Source organism: Nitrosospira multiformis, from assembly GCF_900103165.1.
Lineage (GTDB): Bacteria > Pseudomonadota > Gammaproteobacteria > Burkholderiales > Nitrosomonadaceae > Nitrosospira > Nitrosospira multiformis_D.
Genome location: NZ_FNKY01000001.1, coordinates 1,528,617 through 1,553,392, shown reverse-complemented (window position 1 = coordinate 1,553,392; position 24,776 = coordinate 1,528,617). Strand labels below are relative to the sequence as shown.

The following is a 24,776-nucleotide window of genomic DNA, read 5'->3' as shown; positions in this document are numbered from 1 at the left end:
GGGGTACGTTGTGGACAAAACCGGAGACTCGTTTAGAAGCCCTCAAGATCGGCTCGATTATGAAGATTCATTACGGCGCAATGCGCTTTGCTTATTAACACCCTACTTCTTATTGCAAACGGCTTGCAGACAGCTGACCCGCAAAGATGGAACGCTGCGAATGGATGTAGGATGCAATAAGCGAAGTGCATTGCGCCGTATGAGAACCCCATCTCCATCAATACGCTTGCCAGCCCTGACTACTATTACCCATTCCGTCCCGGATGCGACCGTCGCGCCCCTGCTCAGAGATCCCTTAGCAGCCGCGCCGCCGTGAGCAATGAACGACGACCAACTACTGCGCTACAGCCGACACATTCTGTTGCCGCAAATTGGCATAAAGGGGCAGGAAACTTTAATCCAGTCGCACGTACTCGTGGTCGGCGCGGGGGGATTAGGCTCACCTGCTGTGCTATACCTTGCCGCGAGCGGGGTCGGTAAGCTGACTATTTGCGACAGTGACAAGGTTGACCTGACCAATCTTCAGCGGCAAATCGCTCACAGCACGGATCGCATCGGCATACCCAAATCAGATTCCGCTAAAAAAACACTTGCGGGCATTAATCCGGAAGTCAATGTCATCGCACTGAACGAGCGCATGGACGAGCGCGGGCTGCTGCAACTGATCAGGAATGCCGATGTAGTGGTGGATGCGAGCGACAACTTTCCTACCCGGTATATCATCAATCGAGTCTGCACTCTCTATAAGAAACCACTCGTATCGGGTGCCGTGGTGCGTTTTGATGGACAAGTCGCCGTATTTGATCTACGTCACGCACACAGCCCTTGCTATCACTGCCTGTTTCCCGCGGACGGCGAAGATCAGGATATGCGTTGCGCGGTGATGGGGGTGTTTGCACCCCTGGTGGGTGTTATCGGTTGTGTACAGGCAGCCGAAACGCTGAAAATCCTGCTTGATATTGGACAGACCCTGAATAGCCGGTTGCTGTTGCTAGATGGCTTGTCAATGGAATGGCGCTCCATCAGACTGAATAAGGACCCGTCTTGCAAGGTCTGCGGCACCAATGAATATTATCCTAAATCCGGTAGTTGACCGCTCATCTGATAGATCAGCGTCATGACTAATAACAATATTTCGTATTATTTGACGCTCACCTTCCGGGTGAGGCCGCTACGGGGTGAATTGTACAGTTTTTGCGGCACATAGCTGCGTTGCAACTTCTTGGAATGGAACGGCGCCCCGAAGCGTCGCACGAGGGGCCCCGCGAAGCGGGGATCGGGCAGCGTAGGGGATGCCGCGATCGCGTTCCACGTGCATGGGGCGCCCGCATCCCGCTTCGGGGTCGCACCTTCCTGCGGAAGGCACTGCTCCGCCCTGCGCGGTCGCATTCCGCGTCGTTGCGCCTCGCCCTGCACCCCAAAAACCGCACACTTCACCTCGTCCAACTACCGGATTTAGGATTATCCGGTCAACTTACGTCTGAGCTACGGCACATGACAGCAATTCTCTGCGCTGCGCTTCCCAATATTCCATCGGATCGCGCTTGAATCCACTTTTGGCGAACTGGTGCCAGCGCCCGGCTACATAACACATCAGCAGGTTCGCCTGAGCGGAGACATCAAGATTTGCCGGGATTTCCCCCTCGCTGACGGCGAAGCGCAACACCTGTTTCAGCGTCGCCTCAAGCCGGTCATGCAGTTGATTGATGCGTAGCTGCAGGCGGTCATTTTCGTTTATCAGTGCGTCGCCGGTCAGCACTCGCGTCATACCCGGATTTTTCTGCGCAAAACCAAGCAATAGCGACAATATCCCTTCGATTTGCCGCATAGCGCTTTTCTCTTCCGCCGTCCATCTATTGATAAGACTGAACAAGGTGGCTTCAATGAACTCGATCAAGCCCTCGAACATCTGAGCCTTGCTGGCAAAATGCCGATATAGCGCCGCCTCGGAAACATCCAGCTTGACCGCCAGCGCCGCGGTGGTGATTTTCACCGGACGAGGCTCTTCCAGCATTTGCGCGAGAACCCGCAGGATCTGATCTCTCCTTTCACCGGGTTTAGCTGACATACGTTACTCGATGAGTTCCGCGATTGGATAACACCATAGCTTAAAAATGTCCGTAAGGAAATATGCCTGAAAATTAGCTCGCCTTAATCAGTGTTCCCACACCCGCGTCTGTCAGCACTTCCAGCAACAATCCATGTTCAACCCGTCCATCAATGATGTGACAGGACTTGACCCCACTCTTTACCGCATCCAGTGCTGAGCCAATTTTTGGCATCATACCGCCTGAGATGGTTCCATCCTCAAACAGTTCATCCACCCTCTGCGCGGTCAATCCGGTCAACAAATTACCATGCCTGTCCAGCACACCCGGCGTATTGGTGAGTAGTATCAGTTTCTCGGCACCCAGAACACTCGCCAGCCTTCCTGCAACAAGATCGGCATTGATATTGTAGGACTCGCCGCTCTCACCCACGCCAATGGGGGCAATTACCGGAATGAAATCACGTGTTTCGAGCAGCGCAATCAGGGCAGGATCTATGCTTTCAATCTCTCCAACCTGGCCGATATCGATCCATTCATCCGTTTTCTCTCTATCCCGCATAAGCATCTTTTTTGCGCGAATGAAGCCGCCGTCCTTGCCGGTCAGACCCACCGCATGGCCGCCCTGCCGGTTAATGAGATTGACGATGTCCTTATTGACCAGGCCTCCCAGCACCATTTCCACCATGTCCATGGTTTCAGCATCGGTTACGCGCATCCCTTGAATAAATTCACCCTGCTTGCCTATCCGCTTCAACATATCATTGATCTGAGGCCCGCCACCATGAACGACCACGGGATTCATCCCCACCAGTTTCAGCAGCACGACATCACGGGCGAAACCCTGTTTGAGATTTTCCTCAACCATGGCGTTGCCGCCATATTTGATGACTATTGTTTTTCCGTGGAAACGCTGGATATACGGCAGTGCCTCAGCCAGGATTCTGGCTTTGTCTTTTGCGGAGGATGGGGATAAAGGCACGATTCTTCCCTATGAATTTTTGAGTATATTATCCTGAATCCGACGTTGACCACTCATTTTCCAGTCTAGCGCAATGAATCACAGCAACTGGAGTTCGCCAGGGGTGTTCAACGTTGTTCGGGATTATGCCAGATTGCAGACGCGAAAAAGCCCCGTCCATGAACAAATCACGCGCCAGGAGTTTGGGGACTTCTCCTGAATCGTGCGCGTATTCTGGCGAGTAGATTGGGACGATGGCTGGTCTCTTGAGCGATGCCCTTGTCAGGCACGTCAACGGATGGCTGAGTGGTGCCCTTGTCAGCGACATCAGGTAGCGGGTCGAAATAGCGGTACAGCATGGGTACCACCACCTTCGTCATCACAGTCGCGGTAATCAGTCCGCAGATCACCACAATGGCTAGCGGCTTCTGTACCTCGGAGCCGAGGCCGGTAGCAATCAGGAATGGCGCCAGGCCCAGTATCGTAGCCGCGGCGGTTATCAACACGGGACGGAAGCGCGCCTCGCAACTGGTTTTCACCGCATCGGCCACACTGAGTCCCTGTTCGCGCAGTTCCTTGATAAAAGAAATCAATACCACACCGTTCAATATGGCGACGCCCCATACTGCGATGAAACCCACCGATGCCGGTACCGATAGATACTCGCCGGTGATAAAAAGGCCGATAACACCGCCGACGGAAGCGAATGGCAGAGCTGTAAAGATAAGCGCAGCAAGTTTGACCGAACCAAACAGCATGAACAACAGGAAGAAGATTACGGCAAAGGTAATCGGCACGATCACCGCAAGAGTGGCCATGGCGCGCTCCATGTTCTCGAACTGCCCGCCCCAGACAAAATAGTAACCAGAGGGTAATTTGACCTCCTTCGCGGTACGCTCTTGCAGTTCGGCAACGAAACCGCCAAGGTCACGATCATGCACATTAGCGCCGACCACCACGCGGCGCTTGGCATATTCGCGCGAGACGATTGCCGGGCCATCGATGACCCGGATATCCGCGACAGCACTTAACGGCACCAGAACGCCACCGCGCGCCATTAGACCCTCGGGGCCGGCGTTGCCGGGGGGACGAAGCAAAAGATCGCGGATAGCTTCGACATCATCACGGAACTGTTCGGGAAAGCGCAGAAGGAGCGTAAAACGCCGCTCGCCCTCAAAAACCTGGGTGACCGCCTTGCCGCCGATGGCGGTTGCAATGAGCTCGTTCACATCGGCAACATTGATACCATGGCGGGCGATGGCTCGGCGATCAATGTCGATGGTCAATTCCTGCTGTCCCGACAGGCGCTCGATGCGGAGATCTTGGGCGCCGCGTGTTGACTTGACGATGCGTGCCACCTGCTCCGACAACTTGCGCAACTCTTCCAGGTCGTCGCCGAAGATCTTGACCGCGACCTGCGAGCGCACCCCCGTCACCATCTCGTCCACCCGTTGCGCGATCGGCTGCGACAACGCGATGTTCACGCCGGGCAGCACCATCAACGCCTTGCGGATATCTTCTTCGATCTCCTGCTGGGTGCGGCCCGATCCTTCCAGATCCAGAGACGCAATAGGGTCGGATTCATTCTGCGACGCCGGGTCGGCCGGCGATTCCCCCCGGCCGAGCTTGGACACAACAGACACGACCCCGGGTATCTTGGCGATCAGTTTCATCGCTTCTGTTTCCAGCTTGATCGCTTCCTCCAGCGAGATCGAGGGTACACGGATGATCACGGGCGTCACCGCGCCCTCCCGCATGATTGGAATGAAAGATTTGCCAAGAAACGGGTACAGGCCGACCGCCAGCAAAAGAGAGCCTACCGATACCATGGCAGTCGCCTTTGGATTCCTCAACGCTAAATAGAGCAGGCGCAAGTAAAGAGTCTTGAGAATAGAGACAATCTTGGTGTCCTCCTCGCTGCCGCCTTTCAAAGCATAGTCGCATAGCACCGGCGACAACAGCACCGAAACGACCAGCGCCACCAGCAGCGCGATGGAAATGGTGACGGCAAGGGGACTGAACATCTTGCCTTCCATGCCCTGCAGCGACATCAGCGGCAGGAACACGAGGACAATGATGATGATGCCGTAGATGACCGGGGCCCCCACCTCGGCTGCCGCCTTCGCAATCGTCTCGCTCTTCGGCTCGTCACCGTTTGCGTGGCTCAGGCGCAAGAAGATATTCTCCACTACCACCACGGTGGGATCGACCATCAGCCCGATGGCGATCGTCAGCCCGCCCAGCGACATCAGATTGGCCGGAATTTCCAGATAGTTCATGATCATGAACGTGACCAGCGGCGTGATGATAAGTGTCGCACACACCACCAGGCTCACGCGCCAATTACCCAGGCAGATAATCATTACCAGGATCACGAAGACCAGCGCCTCGATCAATACACGGTACACGGACTCCAGCGCGGCATCCACCATAACGGTCCGGTCATAAAAAGGCACGATCTGGAGCCCCCCCGGCAACAGGTTGCGCTCATTGATCTCGGCAACCTTTTCCTTCACCCGCCCAACGATGTCCTTGGCGTTGCCGCCGCGCAGCATCATCACGATGCCGGTAACAGACTCGGTATAGCCGTCCTTGATGCTGGCCCCCAGGCGCACCTCCCCGCCGAACTGCACATCAGCCACATCACGCACATAGACCGGCACCCCATCCCGCTCTTTGAGCACGATATTGCGGATATCGTCCAGCGTGCGGATCAGGCCGACGCCACGGATCAGATACTGCTCCGCATGCAAGGGCAGAATGTTACCGCTGGAATTCGCATTATTGCTGGCAATGGCCCGGTCAACCGCCGTCAGCGTCAGATCATAGTGACGCAACCGGTTGGGGTCGACCAGTACCTGGTACTCCTTGACATGGCCGCCTATTGAGTTGATTTCCGCCACACCCTGGACCGAACGCAGGAGCGGCCGCACCACCCAATCCTGGATCGTGCGCCGTTCGGTCAGCTCCTCAACGGTTAGTGCGCGCTGGCCATCGTCGGGATGATCGATCGTGTACTGGTATACCTCACCCAGACCGGTTGATACGGGCCCAAGCACCGGCGTAATCCCCGGTATGAGCCGGGGAGAAACCTCGATCAGCCGTTCCATCACCAATTGGCGCGCAAAGAAAACGTCGGTCTTATCGGTAAATACCAGGGTGATAAGCGACAACCCGCTCTTGTTCAGGGAGCGCATCTCCACCAGCCCCGGCAGGCCGGTCATGGCTATTTCCACCGGGACCGTAACCAGACGCTCGATCTCCTCCGGACTGCGTCCGACCGCTACCGTGGCGACCTGGACCTGAATGTTGGTCACATCCGGAAAAGCGTCGACCGAGAGATTCTTCGCGGCAAGAATGCCTGCGGCACACAGAGCAAGCGACACCACTACAACTATCAGGCGCTGTCTGAGCATGACGCGGACAATGGAGGCAAGCATCGCTACTCCAGCTCGGCGAGCTTGCGCTCGTTATCCAGGTGAAAGGCGCCATCCACCACAATCTTTTGGTCGATGGTAACCCCGTTTAGCACTGGATACATGTCGGCTACTTCGGGACCCAATTCTACGGGGATACGCAAAAACCGGTTGTTGCCTTGAAACAGAAAGACATAATCGCGGTTGGCCTCGCGCACTACCGCTGTTACCGGCACGACCAGGCTTTTGTGCGCATTATCGGTAATATGCATGGTGGCCAGCATGTCGGGCTTAAGTTTGCGCTGCGGATTCTCCACCATTGTGCGCACCATTACGGTACGGGTCAGCGGGTTCACCGTATCGGCAACGAATATGATAAGACCATCGAGGGTCACATCACCCAGCGCCGGAACATGAATCTCCACATGTTGACCAACCTGCACATTGCGCGCGATCTGCTCCGGCACGTCACCCACCACCCAGACGGAGGAAAGATCGGCCACCCCGAATAACTGATCGGCCGGTTGCACCACCTGACCGATGATGACGCTCCGCGCAATAATAATGCCGCTTCTTGATGCGTTGATGGTAACGGAAGGCAGGATTTGCCCCTGCTTCGCCAGTTCTGCCAGCACGGCGCTATCCACTCCCAGCAGGCGCAATTGGTCCTTCGCCGCCCCCAGCTCGGCGCGCGCGACTTCCAGCTCCGACTCGCGCCGTTCCACCTCGGCGACGGCGATCACGTCGGCGGCCAGTAAATGTTGAGCACGCTGGGCCGCTTTTTCGGTCAGCACAGTCCGTGAATATGCACGCAGATAGGCCAGCTGCGCCTGGGTCAATTCAGGGCTGGTAAGTCGTGCCAGTGGCTGTCCGGCGTTAACACTATCACCCAGCATGACGTATAAATCGGTAATACGCCCCGTCACATAAGACCCGATCCGGACAAGCCTCTCCTCATCCACCTCGACCTGACTGGGAACCTGTAATTTATCAGCGAGATCGACCATGGTGGGTTGACCGATCTTTATACGCGGCACCATTTCCGGCCTGATCGTAATACTGTTTACATCCTCCGGTGCTTGCTTGGCTTCATTGACTGGGGCTGCGGCTTCCTTGCTGCCGCAACCTGCGGCAAGCAACACGATAGTGACAGCGATACCGGTGATCCGTATTGCTTTTTTCATTCGACACCCTGCTCCCTGGGATAATAAGCCCGCAACCGGTCTATTTCAGCGGCGGCAGCCTGTAGATCAAAGCGTGCCTGCAACGAGTCCATAAGAATCCCCCGTAAAATACGCTGGGTATCGAGTACGTCAATCAGGGGGCGCTCGCCAAAGCGGTAAGCCGCCTGGGCAATCCGCAATGCGTTCTCGGCTTCCTTGATGATCCCGCCTTCGAACATCTCCACCCTGCGGCGGGCAATCTGCAAGGCCTGCCAGGCGGATTCAAATAACTGGCCAATTTCGTAACGGCGGAATTCCAGGGTTTCCCGCGCCCGCGCGGAGTCCGCCACGGCTGCGTCGATTTCCCCGCGGCGGCGATAAAACACGGGAACCCTTACGTTCATCCCCGCTCTGTTGTCGGTGTATTGAGCATCTTGATAATGGCTGTATGCGATGTCCACCGACGGCAGCACTGAGGCCCGTTCCTGATCTATTCGCAAGCGAGCCCGTTCCCACTCTGCCTGCAGCCGCAATACATCGGGGTTGACAGCCGGCACCTCCTGACGCAGCTCTTCCAGCGGAGGCAGGCTGACCGGATCGAACAGGGACGCGTTGATCGTGAAATCCGGCTTCAGGGCACCCGCGGTAAACTGCATCAGTGCAACGCGTGCCCGCAACGCGCCCAGCTCCGCTGCTTCTTTGCGGCTAGCCGCGTTCAGCACTTCGGCATCGGCGCGGACTAGTTCAAAGCGCGCAGTTTCGCCCACACCCACGGCCATGCTGATGCGCCGCCGCACCTCCTGCATCAGATCAAAGATACTCTCCTCCATGCGCGCAATTTCCTGGCGCAGCACCAATTCATATGCGCGCACCCGTAATTGGGCCGCCAGATCCGCACGTACCTGATGATAACTGGCGCGACTGGCCGCTACTCCCGCTTCGGCCGAACCGATGCGTGCACCCCGCATAAATGGATTTTCAATGGTTTGAGTGACCGTCAACTGACGCGTGTTGGTTGCAGGATGTGCCAGTGCGATTCGCGCATGTTGAGGCCCTGCCACTACGCTCAATTGTGGATTGGGGTAAGCAGCGGCTCCTATCACGCCTGCTTCGGCGATGCTCACTTGAGATTGCGCAGCACGCACCATACCATTGGCCTCCAGTCCCACTCGTTGCAAGGCGTCGATGGTGAGCGCGCCAGGCGGCATGACGACGGAAGCAGTAGCGCCCGGCAAGGTGAAAGAAGGTATCTTATCAAAAGCACTCCCGCCAGCGGATGCCGGAATGGAAGGTGTCCGGACAGAAGAAGGTGCCCTGACAGCAGGTGCGGGAACAGCTGGTGTCGGGACGGATGGCTCAGTGATCGAAGGTAGAACGGGGGGCGGGATGCTATCCGACAGGGGAGTAGCAGACCCAGGTCCAAAAATGGGCGACACTTGAGCTGAAACAGCAGTATAGGAAGAGATGAGAATCAGGCTCAGCAAGATGCGGAAGCGGGGTGATATTTGCATCTACTACCTTTTTTATATTTCTGAAAGAAATGAAACTCGCTTCAATCACCGTAAATAAGCTGGTACCTTAAACAGATGATCCGAGCACTGCTCAATATTATAAAAAAATCAATTAGGGGTGAAACAAGGTACAGCTATTGATTTTATTCAGTCTAAAATAAAATTTGCATCAATAAAAGTAGTATCTGTCTGATAATATAATCGATATTTACGATCTATTATTACACATTGTATCGACATACAATGCTCAATTACAAACAGTTACATTATTTTTGGGCCGTCGCCAAGGCGGGCAGTATTGTCCGGGCGAGCGAACGGCTGCATCTCACACCTCAGACCTTGAGCGGTCAGATTGGACTCCTGGAAGAAACGCTGGGTGTGGCGTTGTTCTTACGCATCGGAAGACGCCTTGAGTTAACCGAAACCGGCCGGCTTGCGCTGTCCTATGCCGATGAGGTCTTCCAGATAGGAAACGAGCTGGAAGAAGCACTGCGTAGCCGTCCCGAAAGCCGCTCCATTCAACTTCGCGTGGGGGTAGACGATGCGGTGCCCAAATCCATCGCTTACAGGCTATTGACGCCGGCAATGTCCCTTGCCGAGCCGGTACGCCTTGTTTGCCGGGAAGATAAGCTGGTGCGTTTACTGGTGGAACTGGCAATTCAGCGTATTGATCTGGTGCTCGCCGACCAGCCCATACCGGCCGGAACTCATGTGAAAGGCTTTAGCCACAAGCTTGGAGATTGCGGTATCACGTTTTTCGCCGAACCGCGGCTGGCTGCGCAATACACGGATAAATGGCCCCTTGTTCTTAATTCCGCCCCTTTGCTTATCCCCGGAAAAGAAGCTGCGGTGCGAATACCGCTGATGCGCTGGTTCGAGGCCCGCCAGATCCGGCCGCATATCGTGGGTGAGTTTGACGACAGTGCGCTGATGCAGGCTTTCGGGCAGGCCGGCACCGGTATTTTCATTGCACCATCGGTGATCGCCGAGGAAGTGCGGCGGGAACATGGCGTTACTATTCTAGGCCATACAAACGAGGTTACCGAGCAGTTCTACGCCATCTCGATGGAACGCCGGCTTACGCATCCCGCAGTCGTGGCCATCAATGATACCGCTCACCGGGAGCTGTTCGCCAACCTGGACACCTATTCGCGCTCACCGGCGGAAACCCCGACCCGTGTTACTCGTTCAATAAAAAGATGATTTCAATCCGGATAATCCACTAGAACGCGAGATGATGGTGAGGCAGGTTGCGAGGAGACAGTTTTCCGGTTGGGAGAAATCCATAGTTTGGTCTATAGACCCCGGGCAAGCGGCGAAAATGGCCACAAACCGACCAGCAGTGCTCGGGCAGGCTCGGAGAGCTGCCTAATACCTATGAATCATTCTCGGTTTGACGCCTGTGTAGGATGGGTAAAGCGAAGCGCAACCCATCAAAACCACACACCACACAACCTATCAAAATAAGGGCACATCAAAACAAAACCTGGTACCGGCATAACGGCAGCTTGGTGAGGGAGTGGGTAACTCGGTGATGGGTTGCGCTTTGCTCCACCCATCACCGGAAACTGCTGGAGATCGAGCCCCTCCCTATCAGCCTATTCTCCGTTTGAAGCCGTCAGGAAAAGCAACTCATTGATCCTCCTAACAAAACCTGCCGGATCTTCAAGCTGACCGCCTTCGGCCAGCAATGCCTGGTCGAACAGAATGTGGCTCCAGTCGGTGAAGTGTGTCTGCTCGGACTTCAGGCGCTGTATCATGGGATGATAGGGGTTGATCTCCAGGATAGGCTTGGTGGGATTCACTTTTTGCCCAGCCGACTTTAGCAGGCGCTCCAGATTTCCGCTCATATCGTGGCTATCCGCCACAAGGCAGGCGGGAGATTCGGTCAGGCGCAACGTGACGCGCACATCCTTCACCTGCTCGCCGAGCGTACTCTTTATTTTCTCGGTAAGCTCCTTGTAGTCATCCGCCTCTTTCTCCTGTTCCTTCTTCTCCGCCTCGTCTTCCAATTTCCCCAGATCAAGGCTGCCCTTGGCCACGGATTGCAGCGGCTTGCCCTCGAACTCGGTCAAATTCGCAACCAGCCACTCATCCACGCGTTCGGCCAGCAGCAAAACTTCGATGCCTTTCTTGCGGAAGACTTCCAGGTGCGGACTGGTTCTGGCCGCCTTGAGGCTATCGGCGGTGACATAATAAATTTTTTCCTGCCCTTCCTTCATGCGGCCCACATAGTCGCTGAACGACACCGCTTGTTCGTCCGTATCGACATGGGTGGAAACAAAACGCAACAGCTTGGCAATGCGTTCCCGGTTGGCGTAGTCTTCCGCCACACCCTCTTTGAGGACCTGGCCAAATTCCTTCCAGAAGGTTTTGAACTTGGCTTTTTCATCTTCCTGCTCGCTTTGCGCCAGATCGTCGAGCAACCCCAATACCTTTTTCACCGCGCCGGCACGTATGGCTTCAATATCTTTTGATTCCTGTAATATTTCGCGCGAAACGTTCAGCGGCAAATCATTGGAATCGATTACTCCGCGCACGAAGCGCAAATAATTCGGCAGTAGCTGTTTCGCATCGTCCATGATGAATACCCGCCGCACATAAAGCTTGATACCGTGACGCGGTTCGCGATCGAACAAGTCGAAGGGAGCACGTGACGGAATGTAGAGTAGCTGGGTATATTCCTGTTTACCCTCTACCCTGGCGTGAAGATAGGCCAGCGGCGGCTCGAAATCATGCGCCACATGCTTGTAGAATTCTTCGTACTGCTCCGGCGTAATCTCGCTTTTGGCGCGTGCCCAGAGTGCGCTCGCCTGATTGACGGTCTCGTCTTCATCGGTAATCGTGTTTTCGTTCTTTTCCTGCGACCACTCCTCTTTTTTCATCACAATAGGCAGCGTGATATGGTCGGAATACTTGCGGATGATGGCGCGCAACCGCCAGCCGCTGAGCAAATCATCCTCACCCTCGCGCAAATGCAGAATGACTTCCGTACCGCGATCTGTTTTCTCCACGGTCTCAAGCGTATAATCCCCCTCACCGCCAGACTCCCAGCGCACACCATGTTCAGTGGTCAAGCCGGCGCGGCGGGTAATAAGCGTTACCTTGTCCGCGACAATAAACGCCGAATAAAAGCCAACGCCAAATTGGCCAATCAAGTGCGCATCCTTGGCCTGATCACCGGTTAATGCACTGAAGAATTCGCGAGTACCCGACTTGGCGATGGTGCCGATATGGTCGATAACCTCTTGCCGGGACATGCCGATACCATTATCGGCGATGGTGATGGTGCGTGCCGCGGCATCATGGCTCACGCGGATCTTCAGATCCGAATCGGATTCGTACAGCGCGCCATCGGTTAATCCCTCGAAGCGTAGCTTATCGGCGGCATCCGATGCGTTGGAAATCAGTTCGCGCAGGAAAATTTCCTTGTTACTATACAAGGAGTGAATCATCAGATTGAGCAACTGTTTGACTTCAGTCTGAAAACTTAGATGTTCTTTGGTAGCTGTCGCTTGCATGGGTTCTCTCCTAAAAAAATGCAATAAGATAATGAGGGTGGATCGGCGGTTTTCAAGCCATCCCGCTTCAAAAAACTGCCAAAACCTCGTTCAGAAGCGATTTTCTTCTTTTTTATCCATTTTAAATTCATGGATATTCCAAATACTCCGGAGTTCTAGCATGTGTGCCATAAAAGCCTTCATCCGTTCTGTTGTCGCCCTTAGTCTCTGCTGCTACGTCTTGCCCACCGCTGCACAATACCAGGGCCGCTCGCTGCCATTGGACAAAATCAAACTGCCCGCCGGATTTTCCATTGATTTGTGGGCGGAAGTCCCCAATGCGCGTGGGTTGACGCTGGGAAAAAATGGTACGGTATTTGCCGGCTCCAAGGAGGCGGGTAATGTTTACGCCATCACGGACAATGGTGGGACACGGCAGGTCAGGACCCTTGCCAGCGGGCTCAATTCCCCATTGGGGGTAGCATTCCGGGATGGTGCACTCTATGTCTCCGCAGTGGAGCGCATTCTGCGCTTTGATGGAATCGAAGAAAAACTCGACCAACCGGGAAAACCGGTAGTGATAACCGATAGTTTTCCCACTGAAAAGCACCACGGAGGAAAATTCATCGCTTTCGGTCCCGATGGTCTGCTATATGTGCCGGTAGGGGCACCCTGCAATATCTGCGAACCCGATCCGGAGCGTTTTGCATTGATCGCGCGTATCAAGCCAGACGGTACCAGCCATGAAATCTATGCATATGGCGTGAGAAACACGGTGGGCTTTGATTGGCATCCGGAAACGAAGGAGCTATGGTTTACGGATAACGGCCGCGACTGGATGGGTGATAATCTGCCGCCCGATGAACTCAACCGCGCACCCGCAAAGGGTATGCACTTCGGCTATCCCTACTGCCACGCAGGCGATATTCTTGACCCCAAGTACGGCGCAAAGCGTGATTGCGGCAAGCTTACTGCCCCCGTGGCCAAATTCGACGCGCACGTTGCCCCGCTGGGTATGCGTTTCTACACCGGCAAAATGTTCCCGCCGGAATATCGCAACAGTATTATTGTTGCCGAGCACGGCTCATGGAATCGCCGTAATAAAATCGGCTACCGGCTTCAGCTCGTGCGGATAAAAAACAACAAGGTCGTCAAACAGGAAGTGTTCGCCGAAGGCTGGCTGCAAGAGCAGGATGTTTGGGGAAGACCGGTGGATGTGCTGGTAATGCCCGACGGAGCACTACTGGTTTCCGACGATTACGCCGGGGTTATCTACCGGATCAGCTACAAGAAACCTTAGGAACTCAGGCCGGCGCAAACCCAAGCGAGAAAATCTTATGTTGAGTAATTGGCGGTGATAATAACGGGCAAGCCGTCCCCTCTGAATTTCTCTACACTCCCTCCCGATAGGGTATTGAACGCGCTGGAGAGTATAGGCTTCCGCAGCGATGGCCGGCTGCTGGCTCTCAATAGCTACGAGAACCGCGTCTACCAGATCGGCATGGAAGAGGGACCGCCGCTGGTAGCAAAATTTTACCGGCCCAAACGCTGGACGGATGCCGCCATACTCGAGGAACACGCCTTCGTGCGGGAACTGGCCGAGCGCGAAATACCTGTCGTGCCTGCATTGATACTGGATGGAATCACGCTGCACAGCTTCGAGGGATTCCACTTCGCCATTTTTCCAAAACACGGCGGCCGTGCACCCGAACTGGAAGACCGCAACACGCTGGAATGGATGGGGCGCTTCCTCGGGCGCATCCATGCCATCGGCGCACTCAAGCCATTTCACGAACGCCCCACACTGGATATCGCCAGCTTCGGTGAACAACCGCGCGATTATCTGCTGACGCATGCATTTATTCCGGCTGATCTCGATGCAGCCTATCGCGCTGTGGTGGATCAGGCGCTGGACGGCGTGCGCCACTGCTTTGCGCGCGCGGGTGAAGTGCGCGCATTGCGCCTGCACGGCGACTGCCACGTAGGCAACGTGCTGTGGACGGACGACGGTCCGCACTTCGTGGATTTTGACGACAGCCGCATGGGACCGGCGGTACAGGACTTGTGGATGCTATTGTCGGGCGAACGCGCCGACAGGGTACAACAGTTGACCGGCGTGCTGGCAGGATATGAGGATTTTTGCGATTTTGATGAACGCGAATTGCATCTGGTCGAGGCGCTGCGCACCCTGCGCTTGATCCACTATGCGGCATGGCTCGCGCAGCGCTGGGACGATCCCGCCTTCAAGCAGACATTCCCGTGGTTCAACACCCAACGCTATTGGCAGGATCGCATCCTCGAATTGCGCGAACAGATCGCCCTGATGGATGAGCCGCCGCTGTGGCACGCATGACGGTTATTCCGAAGGTTCACGGAATGACTATTGGAAAAAATATAACTGAAAGCAGTTAATCAAGTTTTTGAGGTTAATACGGATACGAAAATGATGCCCTGCCCCTGTGGTGGCATGGGGTTAACGGCGAAACGGCCGGGCACCCAAGGCAGCAACGAAAAATACGCCGACTGCTGCGGCCACTATCTGGATGGCGGCGAAGCCGCACCCACTGCGGAAGCAGTGATGCGTTCGCGCTACACCGCGTACACTCTCGGTCGTGAAGATTATCTGCTGGCGACATGGCATCACACTACACGCCCGGCTTCACTTAAACTGGAAGGCGAACCACGCAAATGGCTGGGACTGGAAGTGAGGCGCCATGAACAGCCGGAGTCGGATCATTCGGTGGTGGAATTTGTGGCGCGCTATAAGGTGGGTGGCCGTGCGCATCGTTTGCATGAAATCAGCCACTTTGTGCGCGAGGCGGGGAAGTGGTTCTATGTGGATGGCAATTTCGTCTGAGATCAAAGGCGAATAGATCCGCCGGTCGGGATAAGGAAATGGGTGGTGCCCTATACTAATTTCCATCGATACCAAAGATCTTCTTGCCTGGTCGAGGCTCTATGTACTGCACGTTTATCACATGGGCCTCCCCTGATGCCACAAGTTCCGCAATGAAATTTTCTCTTGGATCTCCATTGGGGATCACTGCTCGGACGTTTATTCGCCCGGTGGGTTTGTGTAGTAGGGGTAGCCCGATGAGCTCACCGGAGTTCGCGAGGAGAAGCTCCCCATATCCTTCGCAAATGAGTTCTCGAAGGTGGTTCCACCAAGTTGGGTCGGGGACGGAATTATCCTTCGGGAAATGCAAGTAAACTCCGAGACGATTCGTGACCTCCTGAAGTCGAGAACTGACAGGGGTGTACATCAAGGTACACTCAGTATCTAGTCTGTGGGAGCGCACAGTGAAAATCATGATCTTGTCGCCAACGCGAAAAGCCTTCTCGATGCTACGCGCGAGCTTCGCGATAGCCCACTCTTTTTTTTGTGACTTCGGTATGTGTTCCAGTGGCTCAAGATACTCTTTCATCCGCGCTTCCACGCCACACCGCAACTCAAGAGCGGCGTACAGCAGACTAGCGTCGGTTCCGTCTTTTAGAAGACCATCGATTCGCTCAAGATACGCTGAGACGGCGAGGGAATATGCCATACGCGTTTACGAAGGCTCACATTTGATACGAGTGTCCGAACCAGCGTGCAGTAACCATCTACTTGATATGAGTAAACAGATTCGTGTTTATTTGGCGCACATATTGTGAGCGTTGAAATATTCAATGACCTCTGATAAATCGGTGCCAGCACCACCGCGAATGCCTTTGGATGACCCGTGCTTCAACTCAGCTAGCACCTTATGGAGAGCTATGATTTGAACACCTGCCGCCGCAATGAAGTTAAGCTCAGTAGGCTCGCGTACAACAGCATGAACGAGGACAAAGTGCCAATTGAGGTTTGGCCAAGCAATCTCTCTGGCTTTCCTCTTTGTTTCGGCGCCGAATTTCCGATGAACCCAAGACTCAGCGCACTTTTGGACTATTTCGATGGGACGCTTCTTGGCACTCGTCTTGGACGCGCTGAACTCGGCAGCAATTTCCTTGGAGGCCGGACAGATGTAGCCGATGGGTCGAAAGCTCGACTGTACTTCAACGTGCCAAGCATCGTGGTGCTTAGTGCCGCGGGGCGAACACCGAGCAGGTCAATTTCATCTACCCCGTGTTTGATGCCACGAACCGTGAAAAATCCTTGACGGTTTAACCATTCATCTACAAGCGACTCTGCCAGTGCGGCCATACCTGCGTAACCTAACAAATTATCGAATAACCCACAATGTTCTTACGCCAGTCCGTCCGGTTCGTCAACTCATCGCGAGCCTGCCCAGATATCATTCCTTATGGCAATTGCCTTTGATCACTACCCTGCATTGCAGCTTGCCAGATGAAGTCCTGGCAGCCTGCGAGCGTGATATTCGAAAACGTGCCATCCACCTTAGCTCGACCAATAGGCTGCCTGGCTAGGCACTGCCCATCGCTATATGGATTGCTGAATAGCGTAGGCGCACAACGCCATCAGGGCCTGGGGGAAAAGCCCGAATGCGAGTATCGCCAGGCCATTCGCGCTGATCAATAGCTTGACGTCACTTTCCGGCAGGATAGGCGCATCAGTTTCCGGCTCATCGAAATACATCAGTTTAACGATACGCAGGTAATAAAACGCGCCGATCAGCGAGAATAGCACCGCCACTACCGCCAGCCATATGTAGCCGGCACTCAACACCGCCTGTAGCACCGACAGCTTGGCATAAATTCCCACCGTAGGCGGAACGCCGGCCATCGAGAACATCAATAGCAGCGTAATAAATGCGTACCACGGGTTGCGCCGGTTGAGCCCCTTGAAATCATCGAGCTTATCGGCCTCGAATCCCTCGCGCGACAGCAGCATGATCATGCCGAATGTCCCCAGGGTCATCAATATGTAGACCACCACGTAGAACATGGATGCGCTATAGCCGTTTTCATCGGTGGCGATAAAACCCAGCAGCATGAAACCCATGTGCGAGATGGTGGAATAGGCCAGCATGCGCTTGATATTGGTCTGGGCAATAGCGGCGAGATTACCAATCATCATGGACATCACCGCCAGAATGACGAGCATTCCCTGCCAATCCGCCACCATTGCTCCCATGCCTTCCACCAGCAGGCGCATGACGAAACCGAACGCCGCCAGTTTCGGCGCCGCACCGATAAACAGTACCACGGCTGTGGGCGCTCCCTGATAAACATCCGGTGCCCACATGTGAAACGGCGCCGCACTCAACTTGAAACTGATACCGGCGACGATGAATACCAGCCCCACCACCAGCACCGCATGATTACTCACGCCGCCTTGTATCACTTCCGTTACGCGAGCAATGTTAAGCGAACCCGTTGCTCCGTAAATCATGGACATGCCATACAGCAGAAAACCGGAAGCGAGCGCTCCGAGGACAAAAAACTTGATGGCCGCCTCGGTTGCCGCCGCTGATTCGCGTCGCAATGCAACCATGGCGTAAAGCGACAACGACAGGAGTTCCAGCCCCAGATAAAGTGTCAGGAAATGACTGGCGGAAATCATCACCATCATGCCGAGCGTGGCAAATAACGCCAGACTGAAGAATTCGCCGCTAAGCATGCCGCGTACAGAGATATAGGCACGCGAATACACCAGCACCGTAGCGACGGTGATATACACCAGCATCTTCAGTATGTCGGCCATGGCGTCATCCACGAACATGCCCGAAAACGTATAAACCACACCGGGCACGGAAGTGCCAAAAGTAATCAGCGCACAACCGAGCAGCGTAATTTGCGACAGCAAGTAAGCCACATAGGGCTTTTTTTCGCCCCATGCGATATCGGCCAGTAACACCACGCATACCATGACCAGAAGAAAAATCTCCGGGTAGGCGGGGGCGAAATCAGGCGGCATAAAATTCATTTAGTGTCCTCGAACAGGCGGAACTCGTCTCATTAGCACTACAGTTTGCTGCGGGCGACATGCGCCAGCAAATCGTCCACCGTGGTATGCATGACCTCCGTGAATGGCGACGGGTAAAGGCCCATTCCCAGTACCGCCACTGCCAGAACCGTCAGGATCAGAATCTCGCGTCCGTTAATATCCTTCAGCGCTTCCACTCCGGGACTCGCCACCGCACCGAACACGACTCGCTTGTACATCCAGAGTGTATAGGCGGCGCCGGTAATAAGGGTGGTGGCGGCAAGGAAGCCATACCAGAAATTTACCTTGACGGCGGCCATGATGACGATGAATTCACCGACAAAACCGCTGGTCCCGGGTAACCCCGCATTGGCCATGGCGAACAGCATGAAAAATGCGGCGAATACCGGCATTTTATTGGCTACGCCGCCATAGTCGGCGATCTGACGTGAATGCAGGCGGTCGTAGAGCACCCCCACGCATAGAAACATGGCGCCGGAAATGAAGCCGTGCGAAATCATCTGCACCATCGCGCCTTCAAGTCCATAAGCGTTAAACAGAAAGAAACCAAGCGTGACAAATCCCATGTGCGACACCGACGAATAGGCAATGAGCTTTTTCATGTCCGCCTGCACCAGGGCAACGAGTCCGATGTAGACAACCGCAATCAATGACAATACGATCATCATGGTTGAGAGATACTGGCTTGCATCCGGCACGATCGGCAGCGAAAAACGCAAGAAGCCATAACCACCCAGTTTCAGCAATATCGCGGCCAGTACCACCGAACCGCCGGTGGGTGCCTCCACGTGCGCATCCGGCAACCACGTATGCACGGGCCACATCGGCACCTTTACCGCAAACGCCAGCAGGAACGCGACGAATATCAGGATTTGCGGCGTCAGCGGCAGCGGCAGCTTATGATAATCCAGTATCGAAAAACTGCCGCCGGAAACCTGGTAGAGGTAGATGAATGCCACCAGCATTAACAGGGAACCCAATAGCGTGTAGAGAAAGAACTTGATTGCGGCATACACGCGGTTGGGACCACCCCAAACACCAATAATGAGAAACATCGGGATCAGCGAAGCTTCCCAGAAGATATAAAACAGAATCGCATCGAGTGATGAGAACACGCCATTGACGATACCCGACATGATAAGAAACGCACCCATGTATTGGGATACGCGCTTGCTTATCACCTGCCACCCCGCGATTACCACCAGCGGTGTGGTAAAACAATTCAGCAGAATCAGCGGCATGGCGATGCCATCCACACCAAGATGATAATGAATATTGAAATGCTCGATCCAGGCGCTATGCTCCACAAACTGCATGGCGTTCATCAGCGGATCAAACTGGGTATAGAGCGGAATTGCCACCAGCAAGCCCGCTACCGATCCAACGAGTGCAAGCCATCTTGCCAGTTGGGCATTACGGTCGCCACCGGTGGCAAGCACGCCAATGCCGGCAAAAATGGGCAGCCAGATGACTAGACTTAACAGGGGAAGGCCAAACAACATGTTTATTCCGTTTTTTTATTCATTAGCGTGTAGCAAAATGCCGGGCTGAAAACCGTAATAATATTTATCTGTTCTTGTTTTCCTAGGACCCGTACAACCAAAAACTCATCAATACAAATACGCCAACGATCATGGTGAACGCATAATGATAGATATAGCCGGACTGAAAGCGGCGTACCAGCATGGCGATTCCAGCCACCGCTCGTGCCGTGCCGTTGACAAAGAATCCATCAATGACTTTTACGTCGCCGAATTTCCAAAATCCGCCACCCAGCGCGCGTGCGCCACCAGCGAATAGCCAAGAATAGAACTCGTCAATAAAATACTTACGATCGAGCAAGGTATAGAGTGGCCCGGCTGCCTGGCTTATTTTCCCCGGCAAATCGGTATTCACCCTATACAGATACCACGCGGCGAAAATGCCGCTGACCGAGAACCAAAATGGCAGGGTTGTAACAGCGTGGGTCATCATTCCCCCTATGCCATGGAATTCCGCCGACATTTTCGCGAGGGCTTCATGCTGGGGCAGGATTTGTATGGCACTGCCGAAATAGTCTCCAAACAGCATCGGCCCGATCAGCCAGCCCGCACCGATGGAAGGTATTGCCAGGACAATCAATGGCAACGTCACTACCCAGGGTGATTCATGAAGATGCTCTTCGGTGTGATGATCCATGCGCGGCTTGCCATGGAAAGTCATGAATACGAGACGGAAGGTGTAGAACGCGGTAACGAACACGGTGGTTACCGCGCAGAAGTAGGCAAAACCCGCACCAGGAATAGTGGTGAAATGCACGGCCTCGATGATGGCGTCCTTGGAAAAGAATCCGGAGAAACCGGGCACACCCGCGCTTGCCACTGCGGCGATAAACATTGTCCAGTAGGTGATGGGCATGTATTTCTTGAGGCCGCCCATTTTTCGCATGTCCTGTTCATGATGCATGGCGATGATTACCGAGCCAGCGCCCAAAAACAGTACCGCCTTGAAAAAGGCGTGGGTCATGAGGTGAAAAACCCCCGCTGAATAAGCCGATGCACCCAGCGCCACAGTCATGTAACCCAGTTGCGACAGGGTCGAATAGGCCACCACACGCTTGATGTCGTTCTGCACAATCGCCACCAGGGCCATGAATAGCGTGGTAATACCGCCAATCACCAGGATGAACGACAGCGCCGTCTCGCTTAATTCAAATAATGGCGACATGCGAGCCACCATGAAAATACCCGCGGTGACCATCGTCGCGGCATGAATCAGTGCGGAAATGGGCGTTGGGCCTTCCATCGAATCCGGTAGCCAGACGTGTAGCGGAAACTGTGCAGATTTACCCATTGCGCCGACAAACAGCAAAATGCAAACCACGGACAATAGCGCCCACGGCGAATCGGGAATGACTTCAATCGTCTGCGTCATGAGTTGCGGCGCCTGGGCAAATACCGCCGCATAATCCAGCGTGCCGAAATACGTCAATACCAGGCCGATACCGAGTAGAAAACCAAAATCGCCGACACGATTGACCAGAAAAGCTTTCAAGTTGGCATAAATCGCGGTAGGACGGGTATACCAGAAGCCGATAAGCAAATAAGAAACCAGTCCAACCGCCTCCCAGCCAAAGAAAAGCTGGAGGAAATTATTCGACATCACCAGCATCAGCATCGAGAAGGTGAAGAGTGAGATATAGCTGAAAAAACGCTGGTAACCCGGATCCCCATGCATGTAGCCAATAGTGTATACGTGCACCATTAACGACACGCCGCTCACCACAACCATCATCATGGCCGAGAGTTGATCGATCAGAAATCCAACCTCGAAACGCGTATCACCAGAAATCATCCAGGTATAAACGCTGCCGTTATAGATGTTTCCTTTCAATACATCCATGAAAACGGTAATGGATGCGACCACGCACACCATCATCAACACAATGGTGGTCCGATGACTCCAGGCTGGCCCGATCATTCGGCCGAACAATCCGGCGATAAGCGCTCCCGCCAGCGGAGCCAGCGGAACCAGTAGGTAAAGTTTTTGCATCTCAGTCATTAAGATTCATCTTCTTGTTTTTAAAACACATGTCTCTGATTACGGATCTGATCCAGATCGTATGATTACCCCTTGAGTTTATCCAGATCATCCACATTGATCGTACGCAGATTGCGAAACAGAACCACCAATATTGCCAGCCCGATGGCGGATTCCGCCGCAGCCACGGTAAGAATGAAAAACACAAAAATCTGCCCCGACACATCTTGCAGGTAATGCGAAAATGCGACGAAATTCATGTTTACCGCCAGGAGCATTAGTTCGATCGCCATCAACAGGATGATTACATTTTTCCTGTTGAGAAAAATCCCGACAATGCTGATGGCGAACAGAATCGCGCCGAGGACAAGGTAATGGGATAATGAAACCAAGCTAACGACCCCTTTTTCAGAACAACATCAAAACAACGTCATACAACCGCTTTTTATTCTCTTTTCCGGCTTTATTCTTTCTTCTCGGATGGCATCGATACCATCCGCACCCGGTCTTTACGCTTTACCGCCACCTGCTTCGCTACGTCGAGACTCTTGAGACCGGTACGGCGGCGCAAAGTCAGGGCTATGGCGGCCACTATCGCCACCAGCAAAAGTACCGCCGCCAACTCAAACGCATAAACATATTCGGTATAGATCAAACGGCCCAGTTCCTTGGTATTGCTGTAATCCGCAGGGCGCGAGGATGGTGCCGGCATTTTATCAGCGCCAAACTGCTCGCCCATCAGCACCATCACCATTTGGGCCGCCATCACCAGCCCCAGGAACGCGCCGACCGGAAACCACTTCCAGAACCCCTCACGCAGTTGATCGAGATTGATGTCAAGCATCATGACCACAAACAGGAACAGCACCATCACCGCCCCGACATACACCAGCACCAGCGTAATCGCGAGAAACTCCGCTTCCAGCAGCAGCCATAGTCCGGCAGACGTAAAAAAAGCCAGTACCAGCAGTAATGCCGAATGCACCGGGTTACGAGCGGTAATGACGCCCAATGCGGATGACACCAGCACGGCCGAAAAAAAATAAAAAGTGATATCTTGAAAACTCATGTGGGCATTTCTATCAATTCAAAGCTCTGTAGGTCGGGTTAGCGTAGCCTTGCCTTATCTGACAATTCAGCCGGCAAATTCCCTTCATTTTCCAATTCATCGGTAGCCCGCATCCGCCGCCCTGTCTTTTGCTATCTGCTCCTCATATCGATCTCCCACCGCCAGCAACATTTGCTTGGTATAGATCAAATCACCGCGCTTCTCGCCGTGATATTCGAGAATCCGGGTCTCGACAATCGAATCCACCGGACAGGATTCCTCGCAGAAACCACAAAATATGCATTTTGTCAGATCGATGTCGTATCGTGTGGTACGGCGGGTTCCGTCATCGCGCTGCTCGGATTCGATAGTGATCGCCAGCGCGGGACACACCGCTTCGCACAGCTTGCACGCGATACAGCGCTCTTCTCCATTGGGGTAGCGGCGTAGCGCATGAAGACCGCGAAACCGGGGGGATTGCGGCGTTTTCTCTTCGGGAAAATGCACCGTAATTTTACGCGCAAACATGTATCGCCCGGTCAGCATCATCCCTTTGACCAGTTCAAACAACAGGAAAGTACGGAAAAAATCCTTGACACGGTTCATGGCTTTCTCCTGTCTCAGTGGAACCACAGGTTAAGTGGAAAGGCGTTCCGAACGGACGGTGGAAATTGCATTATCAAACCCAGCAGCAGTATCCAGACAAGCGTGATCGGAATGAACACCTTCCAGCCAAGACGCATGATTTGATCATAGCGGTAGCGCGGAAAGGTGGCACGGAACCAGAGAAAACAAAACAATAAAAACGATATTTTCAGCACCAGCCAGATAAAACCTGGAATCATGGTAAATGGTGCGATATCGACCGGCGGCAGCCATCCTCCCAGAAAGATAATGCTGGCAAGCGTTGCCACCAGGATCATATTGGAGTATTCCGCCAGAAAGAATACCGTGAACGCCATGCCGGAATATTCAACATGGAATCCGGCGACGATTTCCGACTCACCCTCGGCCACGTCAAACGGAGCACGATTGGTTTCCGCCACGCCGGAAATGAAGTACACCAGAAACATGGGAAACAGTGGAATAAGATACCAGTTGATAAAACTCCCGCCCTGCTGGCCCTTGACGATATCGCTCAGGTTCAGGCTCTGCGACATCATCAGCACGCATACCAATGCGAAGCCCATCGCCAGCTCGTAAGAAACCACCTGCGCGGCGGACCGCATCGCGCCGAGGAAGGCATACTTGGAATTGGAGGCCCAGCCCGCGATGATAACCCCATAGACTCCCATGGAAGTCATGGCCAGAATATAAAGCAGGCCCGCATTGATGTCGGCCAATACGACCTCGGGAGAAAACGGCACTACCGCCCACGCCGCCAGCGCTGGCGCGAATGTCAGCACCGGAGCCAGCACAAACAAAAACTTGTTCGCGCCACTGGGAATGATGATTTCTTTCATCACGGCCTTCACCGCATCCGCAATGGGCTGCCCCCAGCCGCCCAGCCAGGGAATACCGAAGAAAGTCACGCGATTGGGTCCGACCCGCAGCTGCATGAAGGCGATAATCTTGCGTTCCGCAAACGTGAGATAGGCCACGGCAAGCATCAATGGCAATATGATGGCCACGATCAGCAGCGCGTTCTTCGTCAGAACGAAAAGAGCAGGACCCCACTCCGAACCAAAAAGGTCCCCGAATAATTGTTGCGCGTATTCCATCAA

20 protein-coding genes are annotated in these 24,776 nt (G+C 54.2%); 6 read left to right on the top strand and 14 right to left on the bottom strand.

All coding sequences use genetic code 11. From position 1 onward, the window contains the following. The first annotated feature begins 319 nt into the window (after positions 1-319). Complete coding sequence (locus tag BLR00_RS06970) at positions 320-1,093, top strand: HesA/MoeB/ThiF family protein (protein WP_074631708.1); 774 nt, start codon at positions 320-322, stop codon at positions 1,091-1,093. A gap of 381 nt (positions 1,094-1,474) precedes the next feature. Here BLR00_RS06970 and slmA read toward each other — a convergent pair whose 3' ends face one another. From slmA to BLR00_RS06940, 5 genes are all read right to left on the bottom strand, one after another. Further along, positions 1,475-2,068, bottom strand: a complete 594-nt coding sequence (gene slmA, locus BLR00_RS06960) for a nucleoid occlusion factor SlmA (RefSeq protein WP_074631706.1) — start codon at positions 2,066-2,068, stop codon at positions 1,475-1,477. Positions 2,069-2,141: 73 nt separating this feature from the next. Continuing rightward, entirely contained in the window at positions 2,142-3,029 is an 888-nt protein-coding gene (gene argB, locus BLR00_RS06955) for an acetylglutamate kinase (protein WP_074631705.1), read from the bottom strand. 167 nt (positions 3,030-3,196) lie between these two features. Beyond that, positions 3,197-6,448 (bottom strand): efflux RND transporter permease subunit, encoded by a 3,252-nt coding sequence (locus tag BLR00_RS06950; protein ID WP_256324077.1) that lies wholly within the window; start codon positions 6,446-6,448, stop codon positions 3,197-3,199. Positions 6,449-6,450: 2 nt separating this feature from the next. Continuing rightward, the gene (locus tag BLR00_RS06945; RefSeq protein WP_074631704.1) at positions 6,451-7,608 is read right to left on the bottom strand and encodes an efflux RND transporter periplasmic adaptor subunit; all 1,158 of its coding nucleotides are present in this window, start codon (positions 7,606-7,608) and stop codon (positions 6,451-6,453) included. Then, positions 7,605-8,795, bottom strand: a complete 1,191-nt coding sequence (locus BLR00_RS06940) for a TolC family protein (protein WP_256324076.1) — start codon at positions 8,793-8,795, stop codon at positions 7,605-7,607. Before BLR00_RS06940 ends, BLR00_RS06945 begins: the two co-directional genes overlap by 4 nt. Between BLR00_RS06940 and BLR00_RS16915 the strand changes: the two genes are divergently transcribed. Further along, complete coding sequence (locus BLR00_RS16915; protein WP_256324075.1) at positions 8,794-9,027, top strand: hypothetical protein; 234 nt, start codon at positions 8,794-8,796, stop codon at positions 9,025-9,027. The genes BLR00_RS06940 and BLR00_RS16915 overlap by 2 nt on opposite strands. Before the next feature lie 314 nt (positions 9,028-9,341). Then, entirely contained in the window at positions 9,342-10,301 is a 960-nt protein-coding gene (gene nhaR, locus BLR00_RS06935) for a transcriptional activator NhaR (protein ID WP_074631702.1), read from the top strand. A gap of 395 nt (positions 10,302-10,696) precedes the next feature. On the opposite strand, the gene htpG is transcribed toward nhaR, so the two are convergent. After that, a complete protein-coding gene (htpG, locus tag BLR00_RS06930; protein ID WP_074631701.1) occupies positions 10,697-12,619 on the bottom strand; it encodes a molecular chaperone HtpG in 1,923 nt (640 codons plus the stop codon). A gap of 160 nt (positions 12,620-12,779) precedes the next feature. Here htpG and BLR00_RS06925 point away from each other — a divergent pair, with 160 nt between their 5' ends. From BLR00_RS06925 to BLR00_RS06915, 3 genes are all read left to right on the top strand, one after another. Continuing rightward, positions 12,780-13,898 (top strand): PQQ-dependent sugar dehydrogenase, encoded by a 1,119-nt coding sequence (locus BLR00_RS06925; RefSeq protein WP_074631700.1) that lies wholly within the window; start codon positions 12,780-12,782, stop codon positions 13,896-13,898. A gap of 54 nt (positions 13,899-13,952) precedes the next feature. Then, positions 13,953-14,951 carry a serine/threonine protein kinase gene (locus BLR00_RS06920; RefSeq protein ID WP_256324191.1) on the top strand — a complete coding sequence of 333 codons (999 nt, stop codon included), beginning with the start codon at positions 13,953-13,955 and terminating at the stop codon, positions 14,949-14,951. 90 nt (positions 14,952-15,041) lie between these two features. Beyond that, entirely contained in the window at positions 15,042-15,455 is a 414-nt protein-coding gene (locus BLR00_RS06915) for a YchJ family protein (protein ID WP_256324074.1), read from the top strand. A 55-nt stretch (positions 15,456-15,510) separates the two neighbouring features. Here the strand turns inward: BLR00_RS06915 and BLR00_RS06910 are convergent, their stop codons facing one another. From BLR00_RS06910 to nuoH, 8 genes are all read right to left on the bottom strand, one after another. After that, positions 15,511-16,143 carry a hypothetical protein gene (locus BLR00_RS06910; protein WP_074631699.1) on the bottom strand — a complete coding sequence of 211 codons (633 nt, stop codon included), beginning with the start codon at positions 16,141-16,143 and terminating at the stop codon, positions 15,511-15,513. An 875-nt stretch (positions 16,144-17,018) separates the two neighbouring features. Beyond that, positions 17,019-18,464 carry an NADH-quinone oxidoreductase subunit NuoN gene (gene nuoN, locus BLR00_RS06900; protein WP_074631697.1) on the bottom strand — a complete coding sequence of 482 codons (1,446 nt, stop codon included), beginning with the start codon at positions 18,462-18,464 and terminating at the stop codon, positions 17,019-17,021. Between the two features lie 38 nt (positions 18,465-18,502). Further along, positions 18,503-19,987 (bottom strand): NADH-quinone oxidoreductase subunit M, encoded by a 1,485-nt coding sequence (locus tag BLR00_RS06895; protein WP_074631696.1) that lies wholly within the window; start codon positions 19,985-19,987, stop codon positions 18,503-18,505. Between the two features lie 82 nt (positions 19,988-20,069). Next, positions 20,070-22,025, bottom strand: a complete 1,956-nt coding sequence (nuoL, locus tag BLR00_RS06890; RefSeq protein WP_081346663.1) for an NADH-quinone oxidoreductase subunit L — start codon at positions 22,023-22,025, stop codon at positions 20,070-20,072. Positions 22,026-22,090: 65 nt separating this feature from the next. Then, a complete protein-coding gene (nuoK, locus tag BLR00_RS06885) occupies positions 22,091-22,396 on the bottom strand; it encodes an NADH-quinone oxidoreductase subunit NuoK (RefSeq protein ID WP_041513877.1) in 306 nt (101 codons plus the stop codon). A 71-nt stretch (positions 22,397-22,467) separates the two neighbouring features. Further along, positions 22,468-23,073, bottom strand: a complete 606-nt coding sequence (locus BLR00_RS06880; protein ID WP_074631695.1) for an NADH-quinone oxidoreductase subunit J — start codon at positions 23,071-23,073, stop codon at positions 22,468-22,470. Positions 23,074-23,169: 96 nt separating this feature from the next. Beyond that, entirely contained in the window at positions 23,170-23,658 is a 489-nt protein-coding gene (nuoI, locus tag BLR00_RS06875) for an NADH-quinone oxidoreductase subunit NuoI (protein WP_074631694.1), read from the bottom strand. Between the two features lie 14 nt (positions 23,659-23,672). Beyond that, entirely contained in the window at positions 23,673-24,773 is a 1,101-nt protein-coding gene (gene nuoH / locus BLR00_RS06870; RefSeq protein ID WP_074631693.1) for an NADH-quinone oxidoreductase subunit NuoH, read from the bottom strand. Positions 24,774-24,776 lie beyond the last annotated feature (3 nt).